Annotated in this window: 20 protein-coding genes and 2 tRNA genes; 7 read left to right on the top strand and 15 right to left on the bottom strand. The window is 65.6% G+C overall.

The window, feature by feature from the left end:
- Positions 1–28: 28 nt before the first annotated feature.
- The 3 genes from NDB2M1_RS05475 to recJ form a co-directional block, all read right to left on the bottom strand.
- Positions 29–103, bottom strand: a tRNA-Glu gene (locus NDB2M1_RS05475).
- A gap of 73 nt (positions 104–176) precedes the next feature.
- A tRNA-Glu gene (locus tag NDB2M1_RS05480) sits at positions 177–251 on the bottom strand.
- A 103-nt stretch (positions 252–354) separates the two neighbouring features.
- Positions 355–2,130: a single-stranded-DNA-specific exonuclease RecJ gene (recJ, locus tag NDB2M1_RS05485; RefSeq protein WP_072380326.1), complete on the bottom strand. Its 1,776-nt coding sequence runs from the start codon at positions 2,128–2,130 to the stop codon at positions 355–357.
- A 237-nt stretch (positions 2,131–2,367) separates the two neighbouring features.
- Between recJ and NDB2M1_RS05490 the strand changes: the two genes are divergently transcribed.
- From NDB2M1_RS05490 to NDB2M1_RS05505, 4 genes are all read left to right on the top strand, one after another.
- A complete protein-coding gene (locus NDB2M1_RS05490) occupies positions 2,368–3,666 on the top strand; it encodes a hypothetical protein (RefSeq protein WP_253185779.1) in 1,299 nt (432 codons plus the stop codon).
- Between the two features lie 7 nt (positions 3,667–3,673).
- Positions 3,674–4,153: a flavodoxin family protein gene (locus NDB2M1_RS05495; protein WP_054123039.1), complete on the top strand. Its 480-nt coding sequence runs from the start codon at positions 3,674–3,676 to the stop codon at positions 4,151–4,153.
- Positions 4,154–4,263: 110 nt separating this feature from the next.
- Positions 4,264–5,001 carry a hypothetical protein gene (locus tag NDB2M1_RS05500; RefSeq protein WP_143146644.1) on the top strand — a complete coding sequence of 246 codons (738 nt, stop codon included), beginning with the start codon at positions 4,264–4,266 and terminating at the stop codon, positions 4,999–5,001.
- A gap of 124 nt (positions 5,002–5,125) precedes the next feature.
- Positions 5,126–5,602 carry an AHH domain-containing protein gene (locus NDB2M1_RS05505; RefSeq protein WP_253185780.1) on the top strand — a complete coding sequence of 159 codons (477 nt, stop codon included), beginning with the start codon at positions 5,126–5,128 and terminating at the stop codon, positions 5,600–5,602.
- A gap of 17 nt (positions 5,603–5,619) precedes the next feature.
- Here NDB2M1_RS05505 and NDB2M1_RS05510 read toward each other — a convergent pair whose 3' ends face one another.
- The 5 genes from NDB2M1_RS05510 to leuA form a co-directional block, all read right to left on the bottom strand.
- The gene (locus tag NDB2M1_RS05510; RefSeq protein WP_072380332.1) at positions 5,620–6,597 is read right to left on the bottom strand and encodes an NAD(P)H-dependent flavin oxidoreductase; all 978 of its coding nucleotides are present in this window, start codon (positions 6,595–6,597) and stop codon (positions 5,620–5,622) included.
- Positions 6,598–6,686: 89 nt separating this feature from the next.
- On the bottom strand, positions 6,687–7,733 hold the full coding sequence (locus NDB2M1_RS05515) for an amidohydrolase family protein (protein WP_072380334.1): 1,047 nt from the start codon (positions 7,731–7,733) through the stop codon (positions 6,687–6,689).
- Between the two features lie 137 nt (positions 7,734–7,870).
- Entirely contained in the window at positions 7,871–8,509 is a 639-nt protein-coding gene (locus tag NDB2M1_RS05520; protein ID WP_072380336.1) for a carbonic anhydrase, read from the bottom strand.
- A gap of 27 nt (positions 8,510–8,536) precedes the next feature.
- Entirely contained in the window at positions 8,537–10,126 is a 1,590-nt protein-coding gene (locus tag NDB2M1_RS05525) for a SulP family inorganic anion transporter (protein WP_072380337.1), read from the bottom strand.
- A 349-nt stretch (positions 10,127–10,475) separates the two neighbouring features.
- Positions 10,476–12,146 (bottom strand): 2-isopropylmalate synthase, encoded by a 1,671-nt coding sequence (gene leuA / locus NDB2M1_RS05530; protein WP_072380339.1) that lies wholly within the window; start codon positions 12,144–12,146, stop codon positions 10,476–10,478.
- A gap of 195 nt (positions 12,147–12,341) precedes the next feature.
- Between leuA and NDB2M1_RS05535 the strand changes: the two genes are divergently transcribed.
- Positions 12,342–13,481 carry an epoxide hydrolase family protein gene (locus tag NDB2M1_RS05535; protein WP_072380341.1) on the top strand — a complete coding sequence of 380 codons (1,140 nt, stop codon included), beginning with the start codon at positions 12,342–12,344 and terminating at the stop codon, positions 13,479–13,481.
- A 73-nt stretch (positions 13,482–13,554) separates the two neighbouring features.
- Here NDB2M1_RS05535 and NDB2M1_RS05540 read toward each other — a convergent pair whose 3' ends face one another.
- From NDB2M1_RS05540 to miaA, 6 genes are all read right to left on the bottom strand, one after another.
- Positions 13,555–14,208, bottom strand: coding sequence for a YceI family protein (locus NDB2M1_RS05540; RefSeq protein WP_072380343.1), 654 nt, complete (start codon positions 14,206–14,208; stop codon positions 13,555–13,557).
- A gap of 70 nt (positions 14,209–14,278) precedes the next feature.
- Positions 14,279–14,578, bottom strand: a complete 300-nt coding sequence (locus NDB2M1_RS05545) for an I78 family peptidase inhibitor (protein ID WP_054120564.1) — start codon at positions 14,576–14,578, stop codon at positions 14,279–14,281.
- Between the two features lie 129 nt (positions 14,579–14,707).
- On the bottom strand, positions 14,708–15,727 hold the full coding sequence (ilvC, locus tag NDB2M1_RS05550; protein ID WP_072380345.1) for a ketol-acid reductoisomerase: 1,020 nt from the start codon (positions 15,725–15,727) through the stop codon (positions 14,708–14,710).
- 198 nt (positions 15,728–15,925) lie between these two features.
- Entirely contained in the window at positions 15,926–16,447 is a 522-nt protein-coding gene (gene ilvN / locus NDB2M1_RS05555; RefSeq protein WP_072380347.1) for an acetolactate synthase small subunit, read from the bottom strand.
- A 118-nt stretch (positions 16,448–16,565) separates the two neighbouring features.
- Complete coding sequence (locus NDB2M1_RS05560) at positions 16,566–18,314, bottom strand: acetolactate synthase 3 large subunit (protein WP_072380349.1); 1,749 nt, start codon at positions 18,312–18,314, stop codon at positions 16,566–16,568.
- Positions 18,315–18,569: 255 nt separating this feature from the next.
- Positions 18,570–19,517, bottom strand: a complete 948-nt coding sequence (miaA, locus tag NDB2M1_RS05565) for a tRNA (adenosine(37)-N6)-dimethylallyltransferase MiaA (protein WP_072380351.1) — start codon at positions 19,515–19,517, stop codon at positions 18,570–18,572.
- Here miaA and serB point away from each other — a divergent pair.
- Positions 19,510–20,418, top strand: coding sequence for a phosphoserine phosphatase SerB (serB, locus tag NDB2M1_RS05570; RefSeq protein ID WP_072380353.1), 909 nt, complete (start codon positions 19,510–19,512; stop codon positions 20,416–20,418). The genes miaA and serB overlap by 8 nt on opposite strands.
- 59 nt (positions 20,419–20,477) lie before the next feature.
- On the top strand, positions 20,478–21,305 hold the full coding sequence (locus NDB2M1_RS05575) for a Coq4 family protein (protein ID WP_253185781.1): 828 nt from the start codon (positions 20,478–20,480) through the stop codon (positions 21,303–21,305).
- Between the two features lie 93 nt (positions 21,306–21,398).
- On the opposite strand, the gene purL is transcribed toward NDB2M1_RS05575, so the two are convergent.
- Positions 21,399–23,597, bottom strand: coding sequence for a phosphoribosylformylglycinamidine synthase subunit PurL (gene purL, locus NDB2M1_RS05580; RefSeq protein ID WP_072380356.1), 2,199 nt, complete (start codon positions 23,595–23,597; stop codon positions 21,399–21,401).
- Positions 23,598–23,628 lie beyond the last annotated feature (31 nt).

Consider the following 23,628-nt stretch of genomic DNA (forward strand, 5'->3'; position numbering starts at 1 on the left):
GAAAAGGGCGGGAATGGCCTGCGCCGGCTGGTGACCCCTACGGGAATCGAACCCGTGTTTCAGCCGTGAGAGGGCCGCGTCCTGACCGCTAGACGAAGGGGCCGTGCCATGAACCGGGTCGGCGGTTTCGCCCCGGCCGTCTGAGCTCTGCCCGGCGCGATGGCGAGGTGCAGAGTTGGTGACCCCTACGGGAATCGAACCCGTGTTTCAGCCGTGAAAGGGCCGCGTCCTGACCGCTAGACGAAGGGGCCACTGGCGTGTTGCCGCGTGGCAGGACCGCGCAACTAGGGCCAGATGCGGGTCAGGTCAACCCCCTCGCTGCGCGAAAGCAAAGCTTGTCCCAAGGGGCACGGATCAGTCCGCAAATGCGGCATCTTCGACATGGAGTTCGGCGGCCGGGCGGCTGCCCCAGTCATCGATCTTCGCGCGCCCGGCGAGCCAGAACTGGCGGCCGCGCGCGCCGTGCAGCAAGGCTTGCCCCAGCTCGGTCTCCGCCGCGCGGAAGGCCATGGCCTTGAACGAGCGGCCGTCGTTGCCGCCCGCGATCATCCGCACGTGATCGGCGCCGACCACGTCGCACTTGATCAGCCGCACCGGGCCGACGGCGACGCGCGGACCGGGCCAGCCCATGCCGAAGGGACCAGCCGCTTCGAGCCGCTCGACAAGATCGGGCGTAAGGCCGCCGGGGGCAAGACTGAGATCGAGCAGCAGCGACTGGCTGAGCCGTGCGGCTGCGACATCGCGGGCAAGGCGCTCGTCAAGCCAGTCAGCCAGACGCTCCGCGCCGCCCGGAGCCACGGTGAGGCCGCAGGCCATGGCGTGGCCGCCGCCGGCGATGAGCAGGCCCGCCGCCTTCGCCGCAATGATCGCAGCACCGAGATCGACCCCCGGGATCGAGCGGCCCGAACCCTTGCCGTTGCCTTCCGAATCGCCGTCTTCGGCAATCACCAGCGTGGGCCGTCCGGTCTTTTCCTTGATGCGGCCAGCGACGATGCCGATGACGCCGGGATGCCAGCCGGGTCCATGCACCACCACGACGCTGCGGTTGTGCTGCGCCTGGACTTGCGCCTCGGCCGCTTCCTGCACCGCCTGCTCGATCGCGCGGCGCTCGTCGTTGAGTTCGGAGAGGCGCGCGGCGATGGAGCGGGCCTCTTCGGCATCGGAGGTGGTCAGCAGCCGCACGCCGAGGCTCGAATCGCCGATGCGCCCCGCCGCGTTGATGCGCGGGCCGAGCGCGAAGCCAAGGTCGCTGCAGGTGGGGGCGCGGCTGAGGCGGCTGGCATCGATCAGCGCGGCGAGGCCGACATTGGCGCGGCGAGCCATGATCTTGAGGCCCTGCGCCACGAACGCACGGTTCACGCCCTTGATCTGCGCGACATCGGCGACGGTGCCGAGCGCGACAAGGTCGAGCAGACCCATGAGGTCCGGCGCAGCGGAGGCGCCGACAAAGCCCCGCGCACGCAGTTCCCGGAGCGTCGCGACGGCGAGGAGGAAAGCGACGCCGACGGCCGCCATATGGCCGTGGCTTGCCGCTTCGTCGCTTTCATCGAGCCGGTTGGGATTGACCAGCGCGGTGGCGGCAGGAAGCTCCGGATTGCACTTGTGGTGGTCGACCACGATCACGTCGACGCCTTCCGCGCGCGCGGCGGACAGCGCGTCGTAGGCCATCGCGCCGCAATCGACGGTGACGATCAGCTGCGCCCCCTCGCGCGCCAGCTTGACGAGACCTTCGGCGGAGGGCCCATAGCCTTCGAGCAGGCGGTCCGGGATATAGGGCCGGGCCTGCACGCCAAGGCTCGCGAGGAAGCGGATGAGGAGCGCTGCGCTGGTGGCGCCGTCGACATCGTAGTCGCCGTAGACCGCGATGGCCTCGCCCTTGGTGATCGCATCGGCAAACCGCTGCGCCGCTGCATCCATGTCGTTGAAGATCGATGGATCGGGCAGGAAATCGCGCAAGGTGGGGCGGCGGTGACGCTCCAGATCGTGGCGTTCCACGCCGCGCGCCATGAGCAGCTGGTCGACGAGGCTGTCGAGCTGGCCGAAGCTCCCCGATGTCAGGTCCATGTTGCCGCCGCGCCAGCGCCAGGCGAGGCCGGACAGCGAACGGGTGATGGCGGTGACGGGGATCATCGGGCGCAGTCTTCGAAGAAGCGGGACCCCGGATCAAGTCCGGGGTCATGGCAAGTATACCAAGCGCCGAGGAGGCGAAAGGGCAGGGCGATTGCTGCCCACAATCCCTTCTACCGCTGTGCGCCAGATCATCGCACCACCGCAGCGTGATTGACACAAGGGCAGTGGATATGGTCGCATCTGCAAAACAGAAATCCGGTCGCGCCATACAAACTGCTGAGAGAGGGGTTTGAGCTGATGACCAGGAACAGCATGCGTCTGATGATGGCCGCCGGTGCAGCGAGCTTGGCTCTCGTCGGGTTTGGTGTGGCGCAGACGGCGGCGCCGATCGCCCGCTACGAAATGCGCGCCGGGACGACATCGGGCCTCATGGGCGGCATGGCCGGCATGAAGGGCGGCGGCATGGGTGCCGCGATGAGCATGGCCTTCGGGGGCGGCAACCGTAACGCGCCGCAGCATGAGTTGTGGCTCGACCTCGGTTCGAGCCGCGCGCCTGCGGGCGGGGCGCCCAAGGCCGACCACTTCATGCCCGCCGGTGCCAAGCTCGGCCTCTCGGTGCCGCTGAAGACGCCGGTGAAGGTGCCCTCGGGTCCGGAGGAACCTGCGGAGAAGCGCGATTTCAAGCGGCCCAAGGGGCGGATCCTGATCTTCTGGGGCTGCGGCGAGCACGCGCCTGCCGGACAGCCGGTCATCATCGATTTCGCCAAGATCGCCGCCGGGCAGATGCCGCCGGGTCTGTGGACCAGCAATGTGCCGATGGAGCGCCGCGTTTCCTATGCCAGCAGCAAGACCTACGGGACGTGGCCGAACGATGAAAGCAAGGCCGCGGTCCGCACCGACAGCTCGCTGATCGGCGCGCACAAAGTGGCGGGCAACTACGCGCCGGAAATGAACTTCACGCTCACCAAGGACTTCATGGGCGCGCTGCGCACGTCCACGTTCGCGCAGCCGAGCGGGGCGACCTTGCTGCGCTGGAGCCCGGTGCCCGATGCGACCGGCTATCATGCCTCGCTGATGGGCGGGAAAATGGAAAAGGGCGGCGAGATGGGCGACATGGTCTGGTGGTCCTCCAGCATAACGCGCGAGTTCGGTGGCGGGCTTTCGGACTGGCTTTCACCCGCGACCGTGGCGAAGCTGGTGGCGGCGAAGACGGTGCTCGCGCCCGCAACGACGACATGCATGGTGCCCGCCGAAGTGAAGGCCGCCGCGCCGCAGTTCCAGATGGTCACGCTCTATGCCTATGGCCCGGAGGAAAGCTTCGTCTATCCGCCGCGCCCGGCCAATCCCAAGACGCCGTGGAAGCCCGAATGGACCGCCGATATCCGCCACCGCTCGATGACCGGCTTCCTGCTGGGGATGCCGGGGATGGATGAGGAAGCGGCAGCAGGTGGCCGCAACCAGGGCCAGCAAGCGCAACAGCAGCAGTGCCCGCAGAAGCCCAAGAAGCGTGGACTGGGCGGGCTGGGCGGCCTCATCGGCGGCGCGCTGGGCGGTGCGGTCGGCAGCGCCGGCGGCAACGGCGGGGGCGGGGGCTGAGCCGCCTATGCTGCTGATCGTCTGGCACAGCCGCACCGGCGCGGCCCGCGCGATGGCCGAGGCCGCCCTGGAGGGGGCGGCCGAGGAGGGGGATGCTGCGATGCTCGCGGCGGACGATGCGACCCCCGAGCGGCTGCTTGCGGCCGGCGGATATCTCTTCGCGTGCCCGGAAAACCTTGGCACGATGAGCGGGGCGATGAAGGAGTTCTTCGATCGCTGCTACTATCCGCTGCTCGAACGGATCGAAGGTCGCCCCTTTGCCACAGCAATCGCTGCGGGATCGGATGGATCGGGGGCCGAGCGCCAGATCGAGCGGATCGTCACCGGCTGGCGGCTGCGCCGAATCGCCGAAGGGCTTGTCGTGAGCCTGAATGCCCAGACACCGCAAGCGATTCTGGCACCCAAGACAGTGTCATCGGCAGACCTGCAAAAGTGCCGCAATTTGGGACAGTCGTTTGGCGCCGGGCTGGCGATGGGCCTGTTCTAGGGTGCCGCGGCGTTGGAACCGACGGATTCCGTGCCAGTTTGACCGCACGGGACTCGACGACCGTCCAGCATTGGTGTCACTGATAGAGCCACAGTGAGGGAGCATAACTGGTGGTGATCGAGCGTGCTGCAGGGCGTGAGCCCCTTGCCGCGCTGTTGTTCGGCGAGGAGGGGCGTCCGGCTGTCGATGCCGTGGCCGGCCTTGCTGTCGGCCCTGAGGGGTTCGAACTGCTCAATCCCGCGCAGGCCGTGCATGGCAATGCGGAACTCTTGCGTGACGGACTGACATTCGATCTGACCGGACTGGCACCCGGGCCGAACTGTCCGGTCCCGCCGGTGATCCACCGCGTGGCATTGCCGAGCGATTTCAGCTGCGACGCTCTGGATGCGGCGTGGTTCATGGTTGGCCCGCATCTGGCCGGGGCGGAAAGCCTGTTGCCGGTGCTGCGCGTGGCGGCGGCAATCCTGCGCCATCTGACCTGTCTGACGGGTCTGCAGGCCGTGGTGTGGCGTCCGGCGCGGATCGCGATGTCGCCGGCATGGTTCGCCGAAGCGGTCGGCGTCTGGCTTGCCGGCGGTCCATTCCCGGCGCTGGCCCTGACAGCCCTGGCGCGCAGCCAGAACGGCATTGAAAGCGAAGGACTGGCCTTCCTGACCGGGCAGGAGTTCATCCTCCACGCCGGCGCGGGTGGGCCAAGCCGGGAGCACAGCCGCATCGCCGTGCGCCTGACCGACTGGCTGGTCGCACATGGCCCGGTGGACAGCCCGCGCGAAGTGGTGCTCAGCGGAGTCGGTGCCGTCTGGATCGAGCCGGAGGGGCAAAACAGGCTTAACGTCCTGCCGCGCTAGGTAAAGCACGCTTGCAAGGTTCCGATAAACGACGCTTGCAAGTGCAGCGTTAAGCCCGCCGCGCGAACATGGCGGCATGGTTCCTGCTGGACACATAGCCCGGGGACGCATCCCCTTCCGCTCGGTGAATGTACCGGGAAAGCCGGGCTATACGCCGGGCTTGCAGCGGCACCATTTGCTGCCGCGCGCCTTGCTTTACCGGCGCGCGTTCAGCCGGTTGATCACCGCGCTGACGCCCGACCGGATCGGCTTTCACGACTTCCGCGCGAACGGCCTGCTGCTCCCTGCGACCGAGAGCGGCGCGCTCAGGATCGGCTTGCCGTTACATCGCGGACCGCATGGAACCTATTCGGAAATGGTTACCGAACGGGTCGGCCAGATCGAACTGGGGTGGAGCCGCACGCGCTGTTACGATCCTGAACTGGCCAGCATGGAGGCGCTGATGCGGCTGGACCTGCTGCAACGCGCGCTGCGCAGACGGCTGCTCAGCCCGCCCAAAGGCGAGGAGATCGTGCTCAACCGGCATGATCCGGCGACCGACTACAGCCATCTCGACCGCATGGCCGAGATGCTGTGGGAAGCGACGGAGAGCCGGCTTTAGAGCGGGTGAAAACCGCTCTAGAGGAAGGGCGCGCTGTCGGTGGATAGACCGGCGGCGGCTTCACGGTACTGCGCGGTGAGTGTGGCGACGCGTTCGGCCACGGTCTCGACCTTGTCGATCGCGCCGATGCCCTGGCCCGAACCCCAGATGTCCTTCCACGCCTTGGCTTCGGTGTTGCCGCCCGAGCCGAAGTTCATCTTGGAGGGATCGCTGACCGGGAGGTTGTCCGGATCGAGCCCGGCCTTGACGATCGAGCCCTTGAGGTAGTTGCCGTGCACGCCGGTGAAGAGGTTCGAATAGACGATGTCCTGCGCGCGGCTGTCGACGATTTCCTGCTTGTAGCCTTCTGCCGCGCGGGCTTCGGCGGTCGCGATCCAGGCCGAGCCGATATAGGCGAAATCGGCGCCGAGGGCCTGCGCGGCGAGGATGGAGCGGCCATGCGCGATGGCGCCGGAGAGCGCGACGAGCCCGTCGAACCACTGGCGGATTTCCTGCATCAAGGCGAAGGGCGAGAGCGCGCCGGCATGGCCGCCCGCACCCGCGGCGACGGGAATGAGGCCGTCCGCGCCCTTTTCGATGGCCTTGCGGGCGAAGCGGTCGTTGATCACGTCGTGCAGCACGATGCCGCCCCAGCGATGCGCGGCCTCGTTGATATCCTCGCGCGCGCCGAGCGAGGTGATCAGCATCGGCACCTGCCACTTCTCGCAGAGCGCCATGTCCTCATCGAGGCGGTTGTTGGTCTTGTGGACGATCTGGTTCACCGCGAAGGGTGCCGCGGGGCTGTCCGGATGATCGCGATTGTGCGCGGCGAGCGTTTCGGTGATCTCGTGGAGCCATTCGTCTAGCTGGCTGATCGGCCGCGCATTGAGGCTGGGAAAACTGCCGACGATGCCCGCCTTGCACTGCGCGATGACGAGTTCGGGGCCGGAGATGATGAACAGCGGCGAGCCGATGACGGGGAGGCGCAGGTTCTTGAACAGCGGGGGAAGCGGCATCCTGAAAGCTCCGGTTTAAGCGGGCGGTTAAACCGGAGCTTTAGCAGGAGACGCGGCGCTGTCAAAGGTCAGCGCCGCTCCCTTAATGACTAGGCCGCGAGCACGTGCTCGATGCCGTAGAAGCGCGCGGCGTTGCCCGCGAAGAGCGCGTGCTTTTCGTCCGCCGAGGCGCCGTGGGCGAGGCGCTTGAAGGCGTTCCACAGGACCGGATAGGTCGCGCCCCAGCGGTCGACCGGGTAGTTGCTTTCGAACATGCCGCGCTGCGGCCCGAAGGCGTCGATGCAGGTCTCGATATAGGGGCGCCACATCGCCGCGAGCGTTTCGGAGCCGACACCGGCGGCGGGCCCCTGCTCGGGCATGGCGCAGAAGGCCATGGCGAGGCCGCCCAATTTGACCGAGACATTGGGGCACCTGGCGAGTTCGCGGATATTGTCCCGCCAGATGTCGAAGCGTTCGTGGAGCTTGCCCTTGTAGCTGGCGACGCCGAGCGGGGTGCCGCAGTGATCGAGCACGATCGGTTGATCGGGGAAGGCGCGGGCGAGGCTGATGACATCGGGCAGCTGCGGCTCGAGCAGCCAGGCATCGAAGGTGAGGCCCATCTTGCCGAGATGCTTGAAGCCGGCGCGGAAGGCGTCGCTGGTGTAGAGCCCGGACGGCGCGTGGAACGGGGGGCCGAGCACTTCGGGATCGGCATCCCATGCGGCCTGGTGGCGGATGCCCTTGAAGCGGCCGTTTCCGGCAGCGATGAGAGCTTCGAGGACGGGCACCGCGCCGTCGCCCAAGGTCATGTCGGCATGGCCGATGATCCCGGCGCAGGGGCGGTAATTGCCGTAGAGCCCGCTCGCGCCCTGCGCCGCGACGCCATTGACGAACTCGACTTCGCCGACCGGTTTCAGTGCCTGCTCGGCGCCATTCCGGTAGAAGGCGCCGCATTCCATGAACACGGTGCCGATCACGTTATGGCCGCTGTGTGTATCGGCGTGGAGCGTGTCGAAATTGTAGTAGGCGGCCGGAACCAGCGTCTCGATGAAGGGATGCAGCGGCTGGGGGAACGAGGCGACGAGCGGGCGCAGGTCCCACAAGTGGTGGTGGGGATCGATGATCGGCAGATCGGGATCGATGATCTCTTCAGACATGGCTCTCTCTCAAAAACGGCCTCGTTGCGGGCTCGCAAATGGGAGTATGGAGATGGTGGGGGGAAAGGGAAAGGGGGCGAAGGCTCTCCGGAAGCGGCCGAGTGCGAAGCCCGCCGCCGCTGCGCAGTTTGCGCAGGCTAGACCAGCACGCGCTCCGGTGCTCCAACCTCGTCCAGCTTCGTCGAGCTGTCGATATCGAGGAGCGGCTTGATCAGCCCGTCGCGCAGGTCATAGACCCATCCATGCAGCTTGAGTGGTCTACCTGATGCGAACGCCGCCTGCACCGTGGCTGTCTTCGCGAGGTGCAGAAGCTGGTCGCGAACGTTGATCTCTACAAGTCGATTGACCCGCTCATCGGGGTCGTGGATGCATTCGACCGCCGCGCGGTGCGCATCGAGGACATCGACGACATGCTCAAGCCAGTGGCCGACCGGGCTGTCGGGGAGCTTGCCGAGCGAAGCTGCAATACCGCCGCATGCGTAATGACCGCAGATCACGATTTCGTTCACGCCAAGCGTCATTACCGCGAAATCGAGCACAGCCATAAGGTTCGCGTCATCGTGGCGCACAAGATTGGCAATGTTGCGATGGACAAACAGCCCGCCCGGTGCTGCCTGCGTGAAGTGATCAGGCTGGACACGGCTGTCGGAACAGCCGATCCACAGAAACGCCGGTTTCTGGCCATCCAGACGACGCTTGAAGAACTCGGGATCCTCCTCAAGCTGTTCGGCTGCCCAGGCTCGATTGTGAAGCAAGAGCTGCGGTATTTCCTGCATGGGTCGAATTCCTGATGTCTGCCCGGCTCAGGTGGCGCGGGCGCGTGTCAGCGGGGCCTTGATGCGGTGGGCGGTTTCTCCACGCGGGTCACCCTTGATGATGACCCGCAGCGAACGATAGGGTGCAGCTTTGGCGAAAGCGTTGATGATATCGACATTGTCGAGATCGACATAATTGGTCGCAGACAGGTCGATGAGAACGGTCTTGCCGTCCGGGATCGCGGCAAGTGCTTCCTGCAATTGCGCCTTGTGAACGAAGTAGAGGTTCCGCCGCGCACGGACCATCACATCGTCCCCATGGTGGATGACGGTCACGGCGTTCTGGATGTTGCGCCAGATCACGAAGCCCAGTCCGATTGCGATGCCGATTGCTATGCCGATCAGCAGATCGGTGAAAAGGATCGCAACCACCGTGGCGACAAAGGGAATGAACTGGGTAAGTCCTTGTCCGTACCGTTCAATGAACAGGCTTGGCTTGGCGAGTTTCCAGCCGGTGGCGATCAGGACCGCCGCCAGGGCCGAAAGCGGAATGAGGTTCAGCACCGATGGGATCAGCAGCACGCTGGCGAGCAGCCAGACGGCATGCAGAATGGTCGAAAGCTGCGACTTTGCGCCGGCATCCACATTGGCGGAGCTGCGCACGATGACCGACGTGACCGGAATGCCTCCAAGGAAGCCCGACACGAAATTGCCACAGCCTTGCGCCAGCAATTCGCGGTTCTTGTCCGTCACCCGGCGCTGGGGATCGAGTTCATCGACGGCCTTGACACTCAGCAGCGATTCCAGGCTGGCGACGATCGCTATGGTTGCTGCCGCAATCCACACTTTACCGTTCACGATAGCGGTGAAGTCCGGCAGGCGCAGGAGCTCTGCATAGGCAGCAGCTGTCGCCGGCACAGGGACTGCGACAAGGTGGGTCTTCGCAATGGCAAGCGCGGGCGCGAAATTCTGGAACAGCAGATTGGCTGTCACGCCGAACGCCACCACGACGAGCGGGCCAGGTACGAAGCGCAAAGGCCCTTCCTTTGGTCGCGCCTTGTCCCACCAGAACAGGAACGCCAGGCTGACCCCTGCCACGATAACGGCGCCCCACTGGATGTCGTCTCGCAACATCGCGACGACTGCGGAAATCGTGTTGCCACCGTCGCGCTGCCCGAAGGCGAAGTCACCGATCGGATCGCCATCGTAGCCGATGGCGTGCGGCAATTGCTTGAGGATAAGGATCAGGCCAATCGCGGCGAGCATGCCGGTGATGACCGACGAAGGCACGAACTCCGCGAGAACGCCAGCGCGCAGAAAGGAAAAGCCGATCTGGATGATCCCGGCGATGCAAACCGCAAGGAGGAACGCCTCATAGCTGGAAAGGCCTTCGATGGCAGCGAGCACGATTGCCGTCAGACCTGCAGCGGGGCCGCTCACCGAGAGTGGCGAACGGCTGAGCAGACCAACAACGATACCGCCGACAATTCCGGCGACGAGACCGGCAAACAATGGCGCTCCCGACGCGAGTGCAACGCCAAGGCACAGCGGCAACGCAACGAGCGAGACCACGATCGAAGCGGGCAAATCCGCGCGCCAGCTGGCAAGGAATGCGCCGCCCTTCGGTGTTTCCGTCATAGCAGATCCATCACCTTGACCGAAATGAACACCTAAATCACCGCGAGCCGCAACACTCGGCAGCAAGAGCCTGTTCTTGCAATGTCGGTGTCACTCTCGGCCCAAACACCTTGTCATTGGATAGTTTTCTTTTGGGATCGACCCGATGACGCGATGGTTACAAGTCCATCCCACAGCAATCAAACGACAAATTGTTTCCGGATCTTGCGAGCCGGTTACCGAATGTTGGCTATGCCAGTGGCACACGCGCCAACCCCCCGGCGCTTGGCGCAGCAGCACTGGTTCAGCGCCCCGAGGGATGGTTGCGATCTGTTCGTGCGGATGGGAGGGGTGGTGGCCCTTGCCCGCCTCAGCCCGCTGCGTTCGCCGCGCTCAGGATCGCGCGCACGCTTGCGGTGGCGACGTCTTCGTCGATGCCGACGCCCCAGATGACTTTGCCATCGGGGCCGGTGCATTCGACGTAGGCGGCGGCGCGGGCGTCGCTGCCGGCCCCAAGGGCGTGTTCGGCGTAGTCGCGCACGTCGATGCTGATGCCGAAGCCGTCCTTCAAGGTGGCGACGACCGAGGAGATCAGGCCGTTGCCGCGGCCGGAGACCGAGCGGACTTCGCCATCGACGGCGATCTTGCCGGCGAAGACACGGGTGCCGTCGGGCGCGCGGGCTTCCTCGTAGTCGACGAGCGTGAAGCGCTGCTCTTCGCCGAGGTGGTAGGTCTTCTGGAACACGGCCCAGATATCCCCGGCGTGGAGTTCGCGGCCGAGGTCATCGGCGAGTTCCTGCACGTGGCGCGAGAAGTGCGCCTGCATCTTCTTGGGCAGCTTGAGGCCCTGATCCTGTTCCAGCACCCAGGCGAAGCCGCCCTTGCCGGACTGCGAATTGACGCGGATGACCGCTTCGTAGCTGCGGCCGAGATCGGCGGGGTCGATGGGGAGGTAGGGGACGGCCCAGAGCTCGTCGTTCTGCGTTTCCCGCGCGGCAAAACCCTTCTTGATCGCGTCCTGGTGGCTGCCGGAAAAGGCGGTGAACACGAGTTCGCCGCCATAGGGGTGACGGGGGTGGACGGGGAGCTGGTTGCAGTATTCGACCGTCTGGATGACTTCGTCGATGTCCGAGAAATCGAGGCCCGGATCGACGCCCTGCGTGTACATGTTGAGCGCGACGGTGACGAGGCAGCAATTGCCGGTGCGCTCGCCATTGCCGAACAGGCAGCCCTCGATGCGGTCGGCACCCGCCATCAGGCCGAGCTCGGCGGCGGCGACGCCGGTGCCGCGGTCGTTGTGGGTGTGCAGCGAGATCACCGCGCGGTCGCGGTTCGGCAGGTTGCGGCAGAAGTATTCGATCTGGTCGGCGTAGATGTTGGGCGTTGCCGCCTCGACCGTGGCGGGGAGGTTGAGGATGATCGGCTTGTCGGTGGTCGGCTGGAGGATTTCCATCACCGCCTCGCAGCATTCGATGCTGAAATCGAGTTCGGCGGTGGAGAAGGTCTCCGGGCTATATTCGAAATGCCAGTCCGTCTGCGGGAAGCGGGCGGCCTGATCGCGCAGGAACGTGGCGCCGGCACGGGCGATGTCCTTGATTTCGGCGGGTTCCATGCCGAACACGACCTTGCGCCACAGCGGCGAGACCGCGTTGTAGACATGGACAATCGCCTGCTTCGCGCCGGCGAGGCTTTCGAACGAGGTCTTGATCAGATCCTCGCGCGATTGGGTGAGGACCTGCACGAAGACGTCGTCCGGGATCTTGCCCTGATCGACGAGGCCGCGGATGAAATCATATTCGGTGGCGCCGGCGCTGGGGAAGCCGACTTCGATTTCCTTGAGGCCGAGGCGGACGAGCAGATCGAAGAAGCGGGCCTTCTTTTCGGCGTCCATCGGATCGATCAGCGACTGGTTGCCATCGCGCATGTCGGTGGAGAGCCAGCGCGGCGCGTGGGTGATCGTGCGGCCGGGCCACTGGCGGTTTTCCAGCGGGACCTGCGGGAAGGGGCGGTACTTGACCGAGGGATTCTTGAACATGGACATGGGATGGCTTTCGGATCTGGAAATTGCGACTTGATGGCAGTGTGACCCTTGGGCGCTAGGGGCGCGCCGCGCGGCCGCCTCCCGTCACGCCCAAGGGCGGATAAGTCGCAGGGTAAGGTCCAGAGCGGCGATCATGACTTTAGCCTATGGTGAAAGCGACCGCGCTTGTCCAGAATGAAAGCAAGGGAGAGCTGTATGTCTGAAGCCGTCGAGCCGTTTGAATACCGCGTGCCGCAGGCAGCGCTGGATGATCTGAACGCAAGGATCGATCTGGCGCGCTGGCCCGAGAAGGAAGCGGTGGACGATTGGACGCAGGGTGTGCCGCTGGCGGCCTTGCAGGACTTCGTGCGCTATTGGCGGCATGAGTACGACTGGAGGAAGTGCGAGGACTGGCTGAATGGGCTGGGCCTGTGGACCACGACGATCGACGGGGTGGCGATCCGGTTCCTGCATCTACGCTCGAAGCATGAGGGCGCGGCGCCGCTGATCATGACGCATGGGTGGCCGGGATCGGTGCTCGAGTTTCGCGGCGTGATCGAGGCGCTGACCGATCCGGAAGCGCATGGGGGCAGCGCGGCGGATGCCTTCCATCTGGTGATCCCGTGCCTGCCGGGGTTCGGCCTTTCGGGCAAGCCGGAGCGCAATGGCTGGGGCGTTGAAAAGATCGCGCAGGCGTGGGGCGTGCTGATGGCGCGGCTGGGCTATGAGAGGTGGTTTGCGCAAGGGGGCGACTGGGGCTCCATCGTGACGACGCATATCGGCATGCAGATGCCGCAGGGCTGCGCCGGCATCCACCTCAACATGCCGATGGCTCGCCCACGCCCCGAAGACCTCGCCAATCCTTCGGCCGACGAACTCAAGGCGCTGGGGGCGCTCAAGCATTACCAGGATTGGGATTCGGGCTATTCCAAGGAGCAATCCACCCGGCCGCAGACGATCGGCTATTCGCTTGTCGATTCGCCCGTGGGGCTGGCGGGGTGGATCTACGAGAAGATGTGGGCGTGGACCGACAACGAAGGCATGCCCGAAAGCGCGCTGAGCCGGGACGCAATGCTCGACAACATCATGCTGTACTGGCTGCCGGCGGCGGGGGCCTCTTCGGCAAGGCTCTATTGGGAGAGCTTTGGCGATGGCGGAATCGAGAAGATCACGCTTCCCGTGGCGGTGAGCGCCTTTCCCAAGGAAATCCTGCCCACGCCGCGATCATGGATGGAGCGGCACTGCGCGAACATCGTCCACTGGGGCGAAATGGAGAAGGGCGGGCACTTCGCGGCGTGGGAGCAGCCCGCAGCTTTCGTGGGAGAGCTGCGGACGGCGTTTGGGCTGATGCGGTAGCTGCCCCCACCCAGCTTCCCCCGCCCCTTCGACAAGCTCAGGGGGGGAGGGGCCTGTCGTGTGCGCGCAGAGGTTACTTCTTTTCGAAGTCGATGGTGATGTCGAGCTTCACTTCATCGGCGACCAGCGGGGCGAAGAAGCCGAGGCCGAATTCGCTGCGCTTGATGGTGGACTGGCCGTGGAAGCCGATGGTCTGCGCCTTGTTGAAGAAATTGACGCCCGCGCCGACGAACTGGGCGGTGAAAGTGGCGGGCTTGGTCACGCCGTTGAGGGTGAGGTTGCCTTCGACCGTGGCGCTCATGCCGTCGGCGCCGGGGATCACCTTGGTCGAGGTGAACACGGCATCGGCGGCGTTGGGGCCGAAGAAGTCGGGCTTGGCGCCGTCTGCACCGGGCTTGAGCAGGTGTCCGGTGAGGGCCTGATTGACGGTGACGACCTTCGAGACGGGGATTGTCGCGATGAGCTTGGTGGCGGCGACATTGGCGGGGTCGAACGTCATCGAGCCGCCGAGTTCACCAAACAGGCCGAAGTAATCGTTGAATCCCAAGTGGTTGACCCGCCAGGCGATCATCGAATGAGTGCCATCGACGGTGTAGTTGCCGGCGGTGACGCGCGACTTGTCGGGCGCGCCGGGGGGCGTGCTGGGCATTTGCGACAGCGACGGCGCGGCGAGCGCGACAAGCGCGAGCGGCAGGGCGATCTTGGCGGCACGGGGGAAGCGGATCATCGAACGGTCTCCGTGGGGAAGAGAGCCAAGGGCTGCCACAGGCGGCGGGCGCATGGCAAGCGCGTCTCGATCAGCCGCAACGCATAACCGCTATCCGCCCGGTCTCGTCGACGATGACGTTGAGCCGCTCTGGGTTCTGATCGAGCGTGATGGCCTGCCCGGGGGCGATCCAGCGCACCGGATGGGGGCGGGCGACCTGATGGACCGTGCCGCGCACCTGGGGCACGGCGCGGGCGCCGACGAAGCGCGCGGTGAGGGTGAGGCTGCAAGTATCGGCAGGGGCGGCGGCCTGGGCCTGCAGCGGCCCCGAGGGCAGGGCGCCCAGCATCAGGGACGCCAGCGCTGCTGCGCAGGGCCGGAACGATGTCATTGTAATTACCCCGATACTTCGAAACTGGAGGTATCGGGACTCCGGTAAATCCACAATGCCGGTCGGCGGTTGCCGTCGGTCGTTCGTCGAAGGGCGGGCGCGGCTTGCACCCGCCCTTCGCGCGAAGGATCAGTTCTTCGACTTGTCGACCAGCTTGTTGGCGCCGATCCACGGCATCATCGCGCGCAGCTGGGCACCGGTCTTCTCGATCGGGTGCGCGGCCGCGGCCTTGCGGCTTGCCTTGAGTTCGGGCTGACCGGCGCGGTTGTCGAGCACGAAGTCCTTGACGAAGCGGCCCGACTGGATGTCGGCGAGGACGCGCTTCATTTCGGCCTTCGTCTCGTCGGTGATGATGCGCGGGCCGGTCTTGATGTCGCCGTATTCGGCGGTGTTCGAGATCGAGTAGCGCATGTTGGCGATGCCGCCTTCATAGAGCAGGTCGACGATCAGCTTGGTCTCGTGGAGGCACTCGAAATAGGCCATTTCCGGCGCGTAGCCCGCTTCGACCAGCGTTTCGAACCCGGCCTGGATCAGGTGGGTGATACCGCCGCAGAGCACGGCCTGCTCGCCGAACAGGTCGGTCTCGCACTCTTCCTTGAAGTTCGTCTCGATGATGCCCGAACGGCCGCCGCCGACGCCGCTCGCATAAGCGAGGCCGACGTCATGCGCGTTGCCGGTCGCGTCCTGATGGACGGCGATGAGGCAGGGCACGCCGCCGCCGCGCACGTATTCGCTGCGGACGGTGTGGCCCGGGCCCTTGGGCGCGACCATGATCACGTCGATATCGGCGCGCGGCTCGATCAGGCCGAAGTGGACGTTGAGGCCGTGGGCGAAGGCAAGCGCGGCGCCGGGCTTGAGGTTGGCGTGGATGTCCTCGGCATAGATCGCGGCCTGGTGCTCGTCGGGCGCGAGGATCATGAGGATGTCGGCCCAGGCGGCGGCTTCGGCGTTGGCAAGCACCTTGAAGCCGGCGGCTTCGGCCTTCTTGGCGGTGGCCGAACCGGCGCGGAGGGCAATGGCGACTTCCTTGACGCCAGAGTCACGCAGGTTCTGCGCATGGGCGTGGCCCTGCGAGCCATAGCCGAGGACGGCGATCTTCTTGTCCTTGATGAGGTTCAGATCGCAATCGGCGTCGTAATAGACCTTCATTCTCAGTTCCGTTCTCTATGTCGTTGAAAGGAAGTATTTTTGAAGTCGTCGCATTTGAATTGTGATCCACCTTCGCTCACCCTGAGCTTGTCGAAGGGTGTTGCCGCACGCGCTGCGCTGTGATGCTTCGACAAGCTCAGCATGAGCGGGGTGATTGGGATGGATCAGAAAGGCATGCTCCCGGTTTACACTCCCGCCCTAGGCAGCTTCCGCACCGCGGATCATGCCGACGATGCCGGTGCGGCCAACCTCGACGAGCCCGAGTTCCTTCATCAGGCTGACGAAGCTGTCGATCTTTTCGGGCGCGCCGGTCAGTTCGAAGACGAAGCTGGCGGTTGTCGTATCGACGACCTTGGCGCGGAACACGTCGGCAAGGCGCAGCGCCTCGACGCGGTTCTCGCCCTTGCCGGCGACCTTGATGAGCGCCAGCTCGCGCTCGACGTAAGGGCCGACTTCGGTGAGATCGACGACCTTGTGGACGGGCACGAGGCGTTCGAGCTGCGCGCGGATCTGGTCGATCACCTCGGGCGGGCCGTGGGTGACGATGGTGATGCGGCTGACATCGTGGCCATCGGTGATGTCGGCCACGGTCAGGCTGTCGATATTGTAGCCGCGCGCGGTGAACAGGCCGGCGATCTTGGCGAGAATGCCCGCCTCGTTGTCGACGGTGATGGTGAGGACGTGGCGCTCGGCGGCGGCGATGAGGGTTTCAGCAGTCATGGGAAACAATCCAAGTCCCGTTCGTGTCGAGCGAAGTCGAGACACCGGGCGCGGCGTTTGGTGTCTCGACTTCGCTCGACACGAACGGGAGGGGGGAAAGGGTAAGCATCGGAAGGGATCACACCAGCGCCTTGGCGGCGTCGTCCATCGTGCCGGCAACGCTGTCGCCGTAGAGGATCATGTCGGTATGCGCGGCGCCTGACGGGATCATCGGGAAGCAGTTCACTTCCTTGGCGACGAGGCAATCGACGAAGACCGGGCCCGGATGGTCGATCATCGCCTGGATGCCGGCGTCGAGCTCGCTCTCGTCGGTGATGCGGATGCCCTTCCAGCCGTAAGCCTCGGCGAGCTTCACGAAATCGGGCAGGCTGTCCGAGTAGGAGTTCGAATAGCGGCTCTCGTAAGTCAGTTCCTGCCACTGGCGGACCATGCCCATCCATTCGTTGTTCAAAACGAAGATCTTGACCGGCAGGCGGTACTGCGTCGCGGTGCCGAGTTCCTGGATGTTCATCTGGATCGAGGCATCGCCCGCGATGTCGATGACGAGCGCGTCGGGGAAGCCGACCTGCGCGCCGATCGCGGCGGGCAGGCCATAGCCCATCGTGCCGAGGCCGCCGGAGGTGAGCCACTTGTTGGGGCCGGCAAAGTGGAAGTACTGCGCCGCCCACATCTGGTGCTGGCCGACTTCGGTGGTGATGATCGGATCGTGCTTGCGGGTCAGCTCGTAAAGCCGCTCCACCGCATATTGCGGCATGATGGCTTCCTTGCGGTGCGGGTAGGCGAGGGACTGGCGGGCGCGCCAGCCATCGATGCGGGCAAACCATTCGCCGAGCTCGGCTGCTTCGTGCTTCGCTTCGTGCCATGCGGCGATCAGCTGGCGCAGGACGTGGGCGCAATCGCCGACGATGGGCAGATCGGCGCGCACGGTCTTGTTGATCGAGGCGCGGTCGATATCGATGTGGATGCGCTTGGAATGCGGCGAGAAAGCATCGAGGCGGCCGGTGACGCGGTCATCGAAGCGGGCGCCGATGGCGACGATCAGGTCGGCGCGGTTCATCGCCATGTTGGCTTCATAGGTGCCGTGCATGCCGAGCATGCCAAGCCACGCCGGATGGTCCGCCGGGAAGGCGCCGAGGCCCATCAGCGTGGAGGTGACGGGCGCGCCGGTGAGGGCCTGAAGCTCGCGCAGCAGCGCGGTCGCCTCGGGGCCGGAGTTGATCACGCCGCCGCCGGTGTAGAAGATCGGCGCCTGCGCGGCGGCGATCATCTGCACGGCCTGCGCGATATCCTCACGCGAACCTTCGATCTGCGGATTGTAGCGCGTGCGGGTGCGGGCGGGCTTGCCGGTCCACGGCGCGAGGCCGATCTGGACGTCCTTGGGAATGTCGATCACGACCGGGCCGGGGCGGCCCTCGGTGGCGATGCGGAAGGCTTCCTCGACGACTTCGCCCAGCTGCGCCGGGTCCTTCACGAGGTAGTTGTGCTTGGTGCAGTGGCGCGTGATGCCGACCGTGTCGCATTCCTGGAACGCGTCCGAGCCGATCAGCGCGGTGGGCACCTGCCCGGTGAGGACGACGAGCGGGATCGAATCCATGAAGGCATCGGCAATGCCGGTGACGGCATTGGTCGCGCCGGGGCCCGAGGTGACGAGCACGACGCCGGGCTTGCCGGTGGCGCGGGCATAGCCTTCGGCGGCGTGGGCCGCGCCGGCTTCGTGGCGCACGAGGATGTGGCGGATGCGTTCATCGCCGAACAGGGCATCGTAAATCGGCAGCACCGCGCCGCCGGGATAGCCGAACACGCATTCGACTCCCTGTGCGACCAGGCTTTCGACCAGGATTTCCGCGCCGCTGCGCTCGTTCTTCACGTGTCGTTCCCTTTCCGGCCCGGTGTATCCTTCTGGACCTTGTCCCGATGCCGCTGCGATGGGGCGCGTTAGCCGCGCCGCCGCGAACCTTCAAACCAAAAACCGCCGAAGAATGGGCGATTCCCGCCCAGCCTTACAAAAAATGCGGCCCGGGGCAGATCCAGACTGCACCGGGCCATAGACGCCGCGGGTGGGACTGGAATCCGTACCCTGCGGTGACGTTGCGGTAGGCGACATAAAATGCCGTGTCAACCGCTAATCGCGTAATAATGCTTCAATCAGACTGTCCGAAGGGGAATTTTCCATCATAATGCGCGGCCAATCGGCGGGCGGCTGGTGGCGCAGCCACGTGTATTGGCGCTTGGCGTAGCGGCGGGTGGCCTGGCTTCCGGCGGTGATGGCTTCGGGTTCGGTGCAGGTGCCGGCAAGGAAATCAGTGACTTCGGCCACGCCGATGGCGCGCATGACGGGGAGATCGGGGTCGAGCCGGCGAGCGAGGAGCGCCTCGACTTCGGCGACCGCGCCGCCGTGCCACATCTGCGCGAAGCGGCGGTCGCAGCGCTCGTAGAGCCATGCGCGCTCGGGCATGAGGACGAGGGGGTGCAAGCTGACAGTGTGGCCGATGCCGCCGGTGCGCTCCTCTTGCCATGCCGCGAGCGGGCGGCCGGTGGAGCGGATCACTTCGAGCGCGCGGGCGACGCGGGTGGTGTCGTTTGGGCCGAGCGCGGCGGCGCGGGCGGGGTCTTCGCGGGTGAGGGCGGCGTAGGCCTCGGCGACGGGGAGCGCGCGGACTTCGGCGCGGATGGCGGGATCGATGGGGGGCACAGGGGCGATGCCCTCGAGCAACGTACGGATATAGAGGCCTGTGCCGCCGACGAGAACGGGAAGCGCGCCTTGCTCATGCGCGGCGGCGATTTCGGCGCGGGCGGCGGCGGCCCAGTCGGCGGCGGAGCAGGCCTCGGCGCCGTCCCATGTGCCGAACAGGCGGTGGGGGACGCCCTGCATGTCCGCCTCGGTGGGGCGGGCGCTGAGGACGGCGAGGTCGGCGTAGACTTGCGCGCTGTCGGCGTTGATCACCACCGCCTTGCCGGCCGCGAGCGCGGTACGGACGGCGAGATCGCTCTTGCCGCTGGCGGTGGGGCCTGCAATGAGCGCGAGCGGCGGCAATTGGCCCGCCTGACTAGGGGAATGATCGGTGCTCATCGCACGGCTGATAGCAGAGCCCGAGACGCTTGGTGACACATTAGGTGATCGGCTTGCGCTCGCCATGGAGCAGATCGAGGACGCGGGATGGGAAGTGGCCGGCGCGGGGATGCTGTCCGAAGTCGATGATGTGCTCGAAATGGAGCTGATCGAGGAAGCGAAAGCGCCTGACGTGGGCGCGGTGCGGCGCATTCTGGACGAGGGCTTTCCGGCGAGCGACATGCTGCTGTCACGCGTGCCGATCGAGGTGCCGCGCCTGTTTGTGTCGGACATGGATTCGACGATGATCGGGCAGGAATGCATCGACGAGCTGGCCGATTTTGCGGGGCTGAAGGAGCGGATCGCGGCGATCACCGAGCGCGCGATGCGCGGCGAGCTCGATTTCGAGGCTGCGCTGCGCGAACGCGTGGGGCTGCTGAAGGGGCTTTCGGAAAGTGCGATCAAGCAGTGTCTGGACGAGCGCATCCGGCCGATGGATGGCGCGCGGACATTGGTGGCGACCTTGAAGGCGCGTGGTGCGAAGACGGTGCTGGTGACGGGCGGTTTCCACGCCTTTGCCGATCCGGTGGCGGAGCAATTGGGCTTCGAGCATGTGGTGGCGAACCGGCTTGGCGTGCACGGCGGTGTGCTGACAGGCGATGTCGTCGGCGGGATCGTCGACAGTTCGGTGAAGCGCAAGGTGCTGATCGAGGAAGCGGCGCGGCTGGGCGAGGGGGCAGGTTCGCTGGCGACCGGCGACGGCGCGAATGATATTCCGATGCTGGAAGCCGCGACCCACGGCATCGCCTATCGCGCCAAGCCCAAGGCGCGCGCGGCGGCGGACGGGTGGATCGAGCGGGGCGACCTGACCGCGATCCTGTCGCTCTATGGCATCGCGCGGGAGCACTGGGTGGCCGCTTGACGCGATATTAACACTGGTGTTAGTACGAGGGCAGGATCTGATTCTGCCGGAGATGCCGTGTGAACGCCCTTAGCGCCACGTTTGAAGCCGATACCTCGCGCGATTTTCTCGGTCTGCCGCTCTACGACGAACGGCGCCCGCAGCTGAAGCTGCGTCCGGCCAAGGCGATGCATCACTTCCGCGAGCTGCTGAAGGACAAGGAAAACACCGAAGAAGTGTTCCGCATCTTCGAAGCTTTGCCGTGGCGCGATCTGCGCAAGGCGGGCGAGCGGTTCCTGACGTCGGAGCGCGGCATGGATGTGCGGGTCAAGGAACCCGATCTGCCGACGATCCTCGATGATCATGCCGCGCTGCGCCGCATGCCGGAAGGGTCGCTGGCGCATGCGTACTGCGACTTCATGGAGAGCGAGGGGCTGACGGCGGCGGGGCTCGTCGAGGAGTTCCAGCGCTTCGCCAAGGACAAGCCGAAGTACAACGACCAGTTCCAGTGGTACATGAACCGCATGCGCGATGTGCATGATATGCTTCATGTTCTCACCGGCTATGGCCGCGACGCGCTGGGCGAGGCCTGCGTGCTGGCGTTCACCTACAGCCAGCAGCCTTCGCCGGCGCACCTGTTCATCGGCTACATGGCCGGGCTCAATATCGGCAAGCAGGTCAAGAGCAGCGCCCCGGTGCTGCGCGCGATCCGCGAAGCGCAGGGGCTGGGCAAGGCCTGCCCGCGGCTGGTCGAGCAGTCGATCACCGAACTCCTGCCGCTGCCGCTGCAGGAAGTGCGCCGCCGCCTGAACATCACGCCTGCGATGCATTACCGCGCGGCGCATGCGGTGTGGCGGTCGATGGATGTCGATCCCTATGATCTGCTGGGGAAGCAGAAGGCGGCTTAGTCTTTACCCCTCCGTCTCGCTTCGCGAGCCACCTCCCCATTTGTGCTGCGCAAAAATGGGGAGGGCCAGAGGGAGACGCTCCGAGTTTGGAGGTTAGCCCTCCATCCAGTCCTTGAAGAAGGCTTCGTTGGCCTTGCGCAGGGCCGCGATTTCAACCGCAAAACCCGGACCGCTGACGGCAGTGCCACCAGTGGTGCCGATCCGCGTCATCGGGATGCCGGCGGCCTGGATCGTGTCCGCCACCGCGCTTGTCACGACATAGCGGCCCTGATCTTCGCCGAATGCAGTGAAGTGGTCGCCGATCTCTTCGAGCTGACAGCCGATGCCGCTCGCCATCGCCATTTCGGCGAGGGCCACGAGGAGGCCGCCGTCCGAGACGTCGTGCACGGCGCTGACCTTGCCTTCTGCGATGAGCTTGCGGATGAATTCGCCGTGCGCGCGTTCGGCGGTGAGATCGACTGGCGGCGGTGCGCCTTCTTCGCGGCCATGCACTTCGCGCAGCCAGAGCGACTGGCCGAGGTGGCCGTTGCTGTGACCGATGACGAAGATCGCCTCGCCTTCGGCCTTGAAGCCGATTTTAGCCATCGTTTCATGGTTTTCCATGAGGCCGACGCCGCCGATGGCGGGGGTGGGGAGAATGGCCGAGCCGCCGCCGGTCGCCTTGCTTTCGTTGTAGAGCGAGACGTTGCCGCTCACGATGGGATAGTCGAGCGCGCGGCAGGCGTCGCCCATGCCGCGCAGGGCTTCGACGATCTGGGCCATGATTTCCGGGCGCTGCGGGTTGGCGAAATTGAGGCAGTTGGTGATGGCGAGGGGCTTGGCGCCGACTGCCGAGATGTTGCGATAGGTCTCCGCTACCGCCTGCTTGCCGCCTTCATAGGGGTCCGCATAGCAGTAGCGCGGGGTGCAATCTGTGCTGATCGCGAGCGCCTTTTGCGTGCCGTGGATGCGGACGACTGCGGCATCGCCGCCCGACTTCTGGAGCGTGTCCGCGCCGACCTGCGAATCATACTGCTCCCAGATCCAGCGGCGGCTGGCGAGATCGGGGCAGGCCATGAGCTTGAGAAGATCGGCGCCGATATCGGTGCTGGCGGGGACATCGCCGAGCGGCTTCACACCGGCCCAGGCCTTGTATTCATCGAGGCTCATCGCCGGGCGGTCATAGAGCGGAGCATCTTCGGCAAGGGGGCCGAGCGGGATGTTGCAGACCGTCTCGCCCTGGAAGGTGAGTACCATGTTGCCGGTATCGGTGACTTCGCCGATGACCGCGAAATCGAGCTCCCACTTCTTGAAGATCGCCTCGGCCATGGCTTCCTTGCCGGGCTTCAGGACCATGAGCATGCGCTCCTGGCTTTCCGAGAGCATCATTTCATAGGGCGTCATGCCGAGTTCGCGGCAGGGCACCTTGTCCATGTCGAGCACGATGCCAGCCTTGCCGTTGGTCGCCATTTCGACCGACGAGGAGGTGAGGCCCGCCGCGCCCATGTCTTGGATCGCGACGATGGCGTCGGTCGCCATGAGTTCGAGGCAGGCTTCGATGAGCAGTTTTTCGGTGAAGGGATCGCCGACCTGCACGGTGGGGCGCTTTTCCTCGCTCTTCTCGTCGAAGTCCGCGCTCGCCATGGTCGCGCCGTGGATGCCATCGCGCCCGGTCTTGGAGCCGACGTAGACGATCGGATTGCCGATGCCGGTCGCCGCCGAATAGAAGATCTTGTCCTGATCGGCGACGCCCACGGTCATCGCGTTGACGAGGATGTTGCCGTCATAGGCCTTGTGGAAATTGGTCTCGCCGCCGACGGTCGGCACGCCGACGCAATTGCCATAGCCGCCGATGCCCGCGACGACGCCTTGGACAAGGTGCTTCATCTTGGGGTGATCGGGGCGGCCGAAGCGCAGCGCGTTCATGTTGGCGACGGGGCGCGCGCCCATGGTGAAGACGTCGCGCAGGATGCCGCCCACGCCGGTGGCCGCGCCCTGGTAAGGCTCGATGTAGGAGGGGTGGTTGTGGCTCTCCATCTTGAAGATGGCGGCGAGCTTCGTGCCGTCCGGACCATCGCCGATATCGATGACGCCCGCGTTCTCGCCGGGGCCGCAGATGACCCAAGGCGCCTGCGTCGGCAGCTTCTTCAGGTGGATGCGGCTCGACTTGTAGGAGCAGTGCTCCGACCACATGACAGAAAAGATGCCGAGCTCGACCAGGTTCGGCTCGCGCCCGAGCGCGTGGAGGACGCGCTCGTATTCTTCGGGGGAAAGCCCGTGGGCGGCGACGGTTTCTGCGGTGATCTCGGCCATGCCAGCGCCCTTAGCCAAGCCGCGCGGGCAT

Source organism: Novosphingobium sp. NDB2Meth1 (genome assembly GCF_900117425.1).
In the GTDB taxonomy this organism is placed as follows: Bacteria; Pseudomonadota; Alphaproteobacteria; order Sphingomonadales; family Sphingomonadaceae; genus Novosphingobium.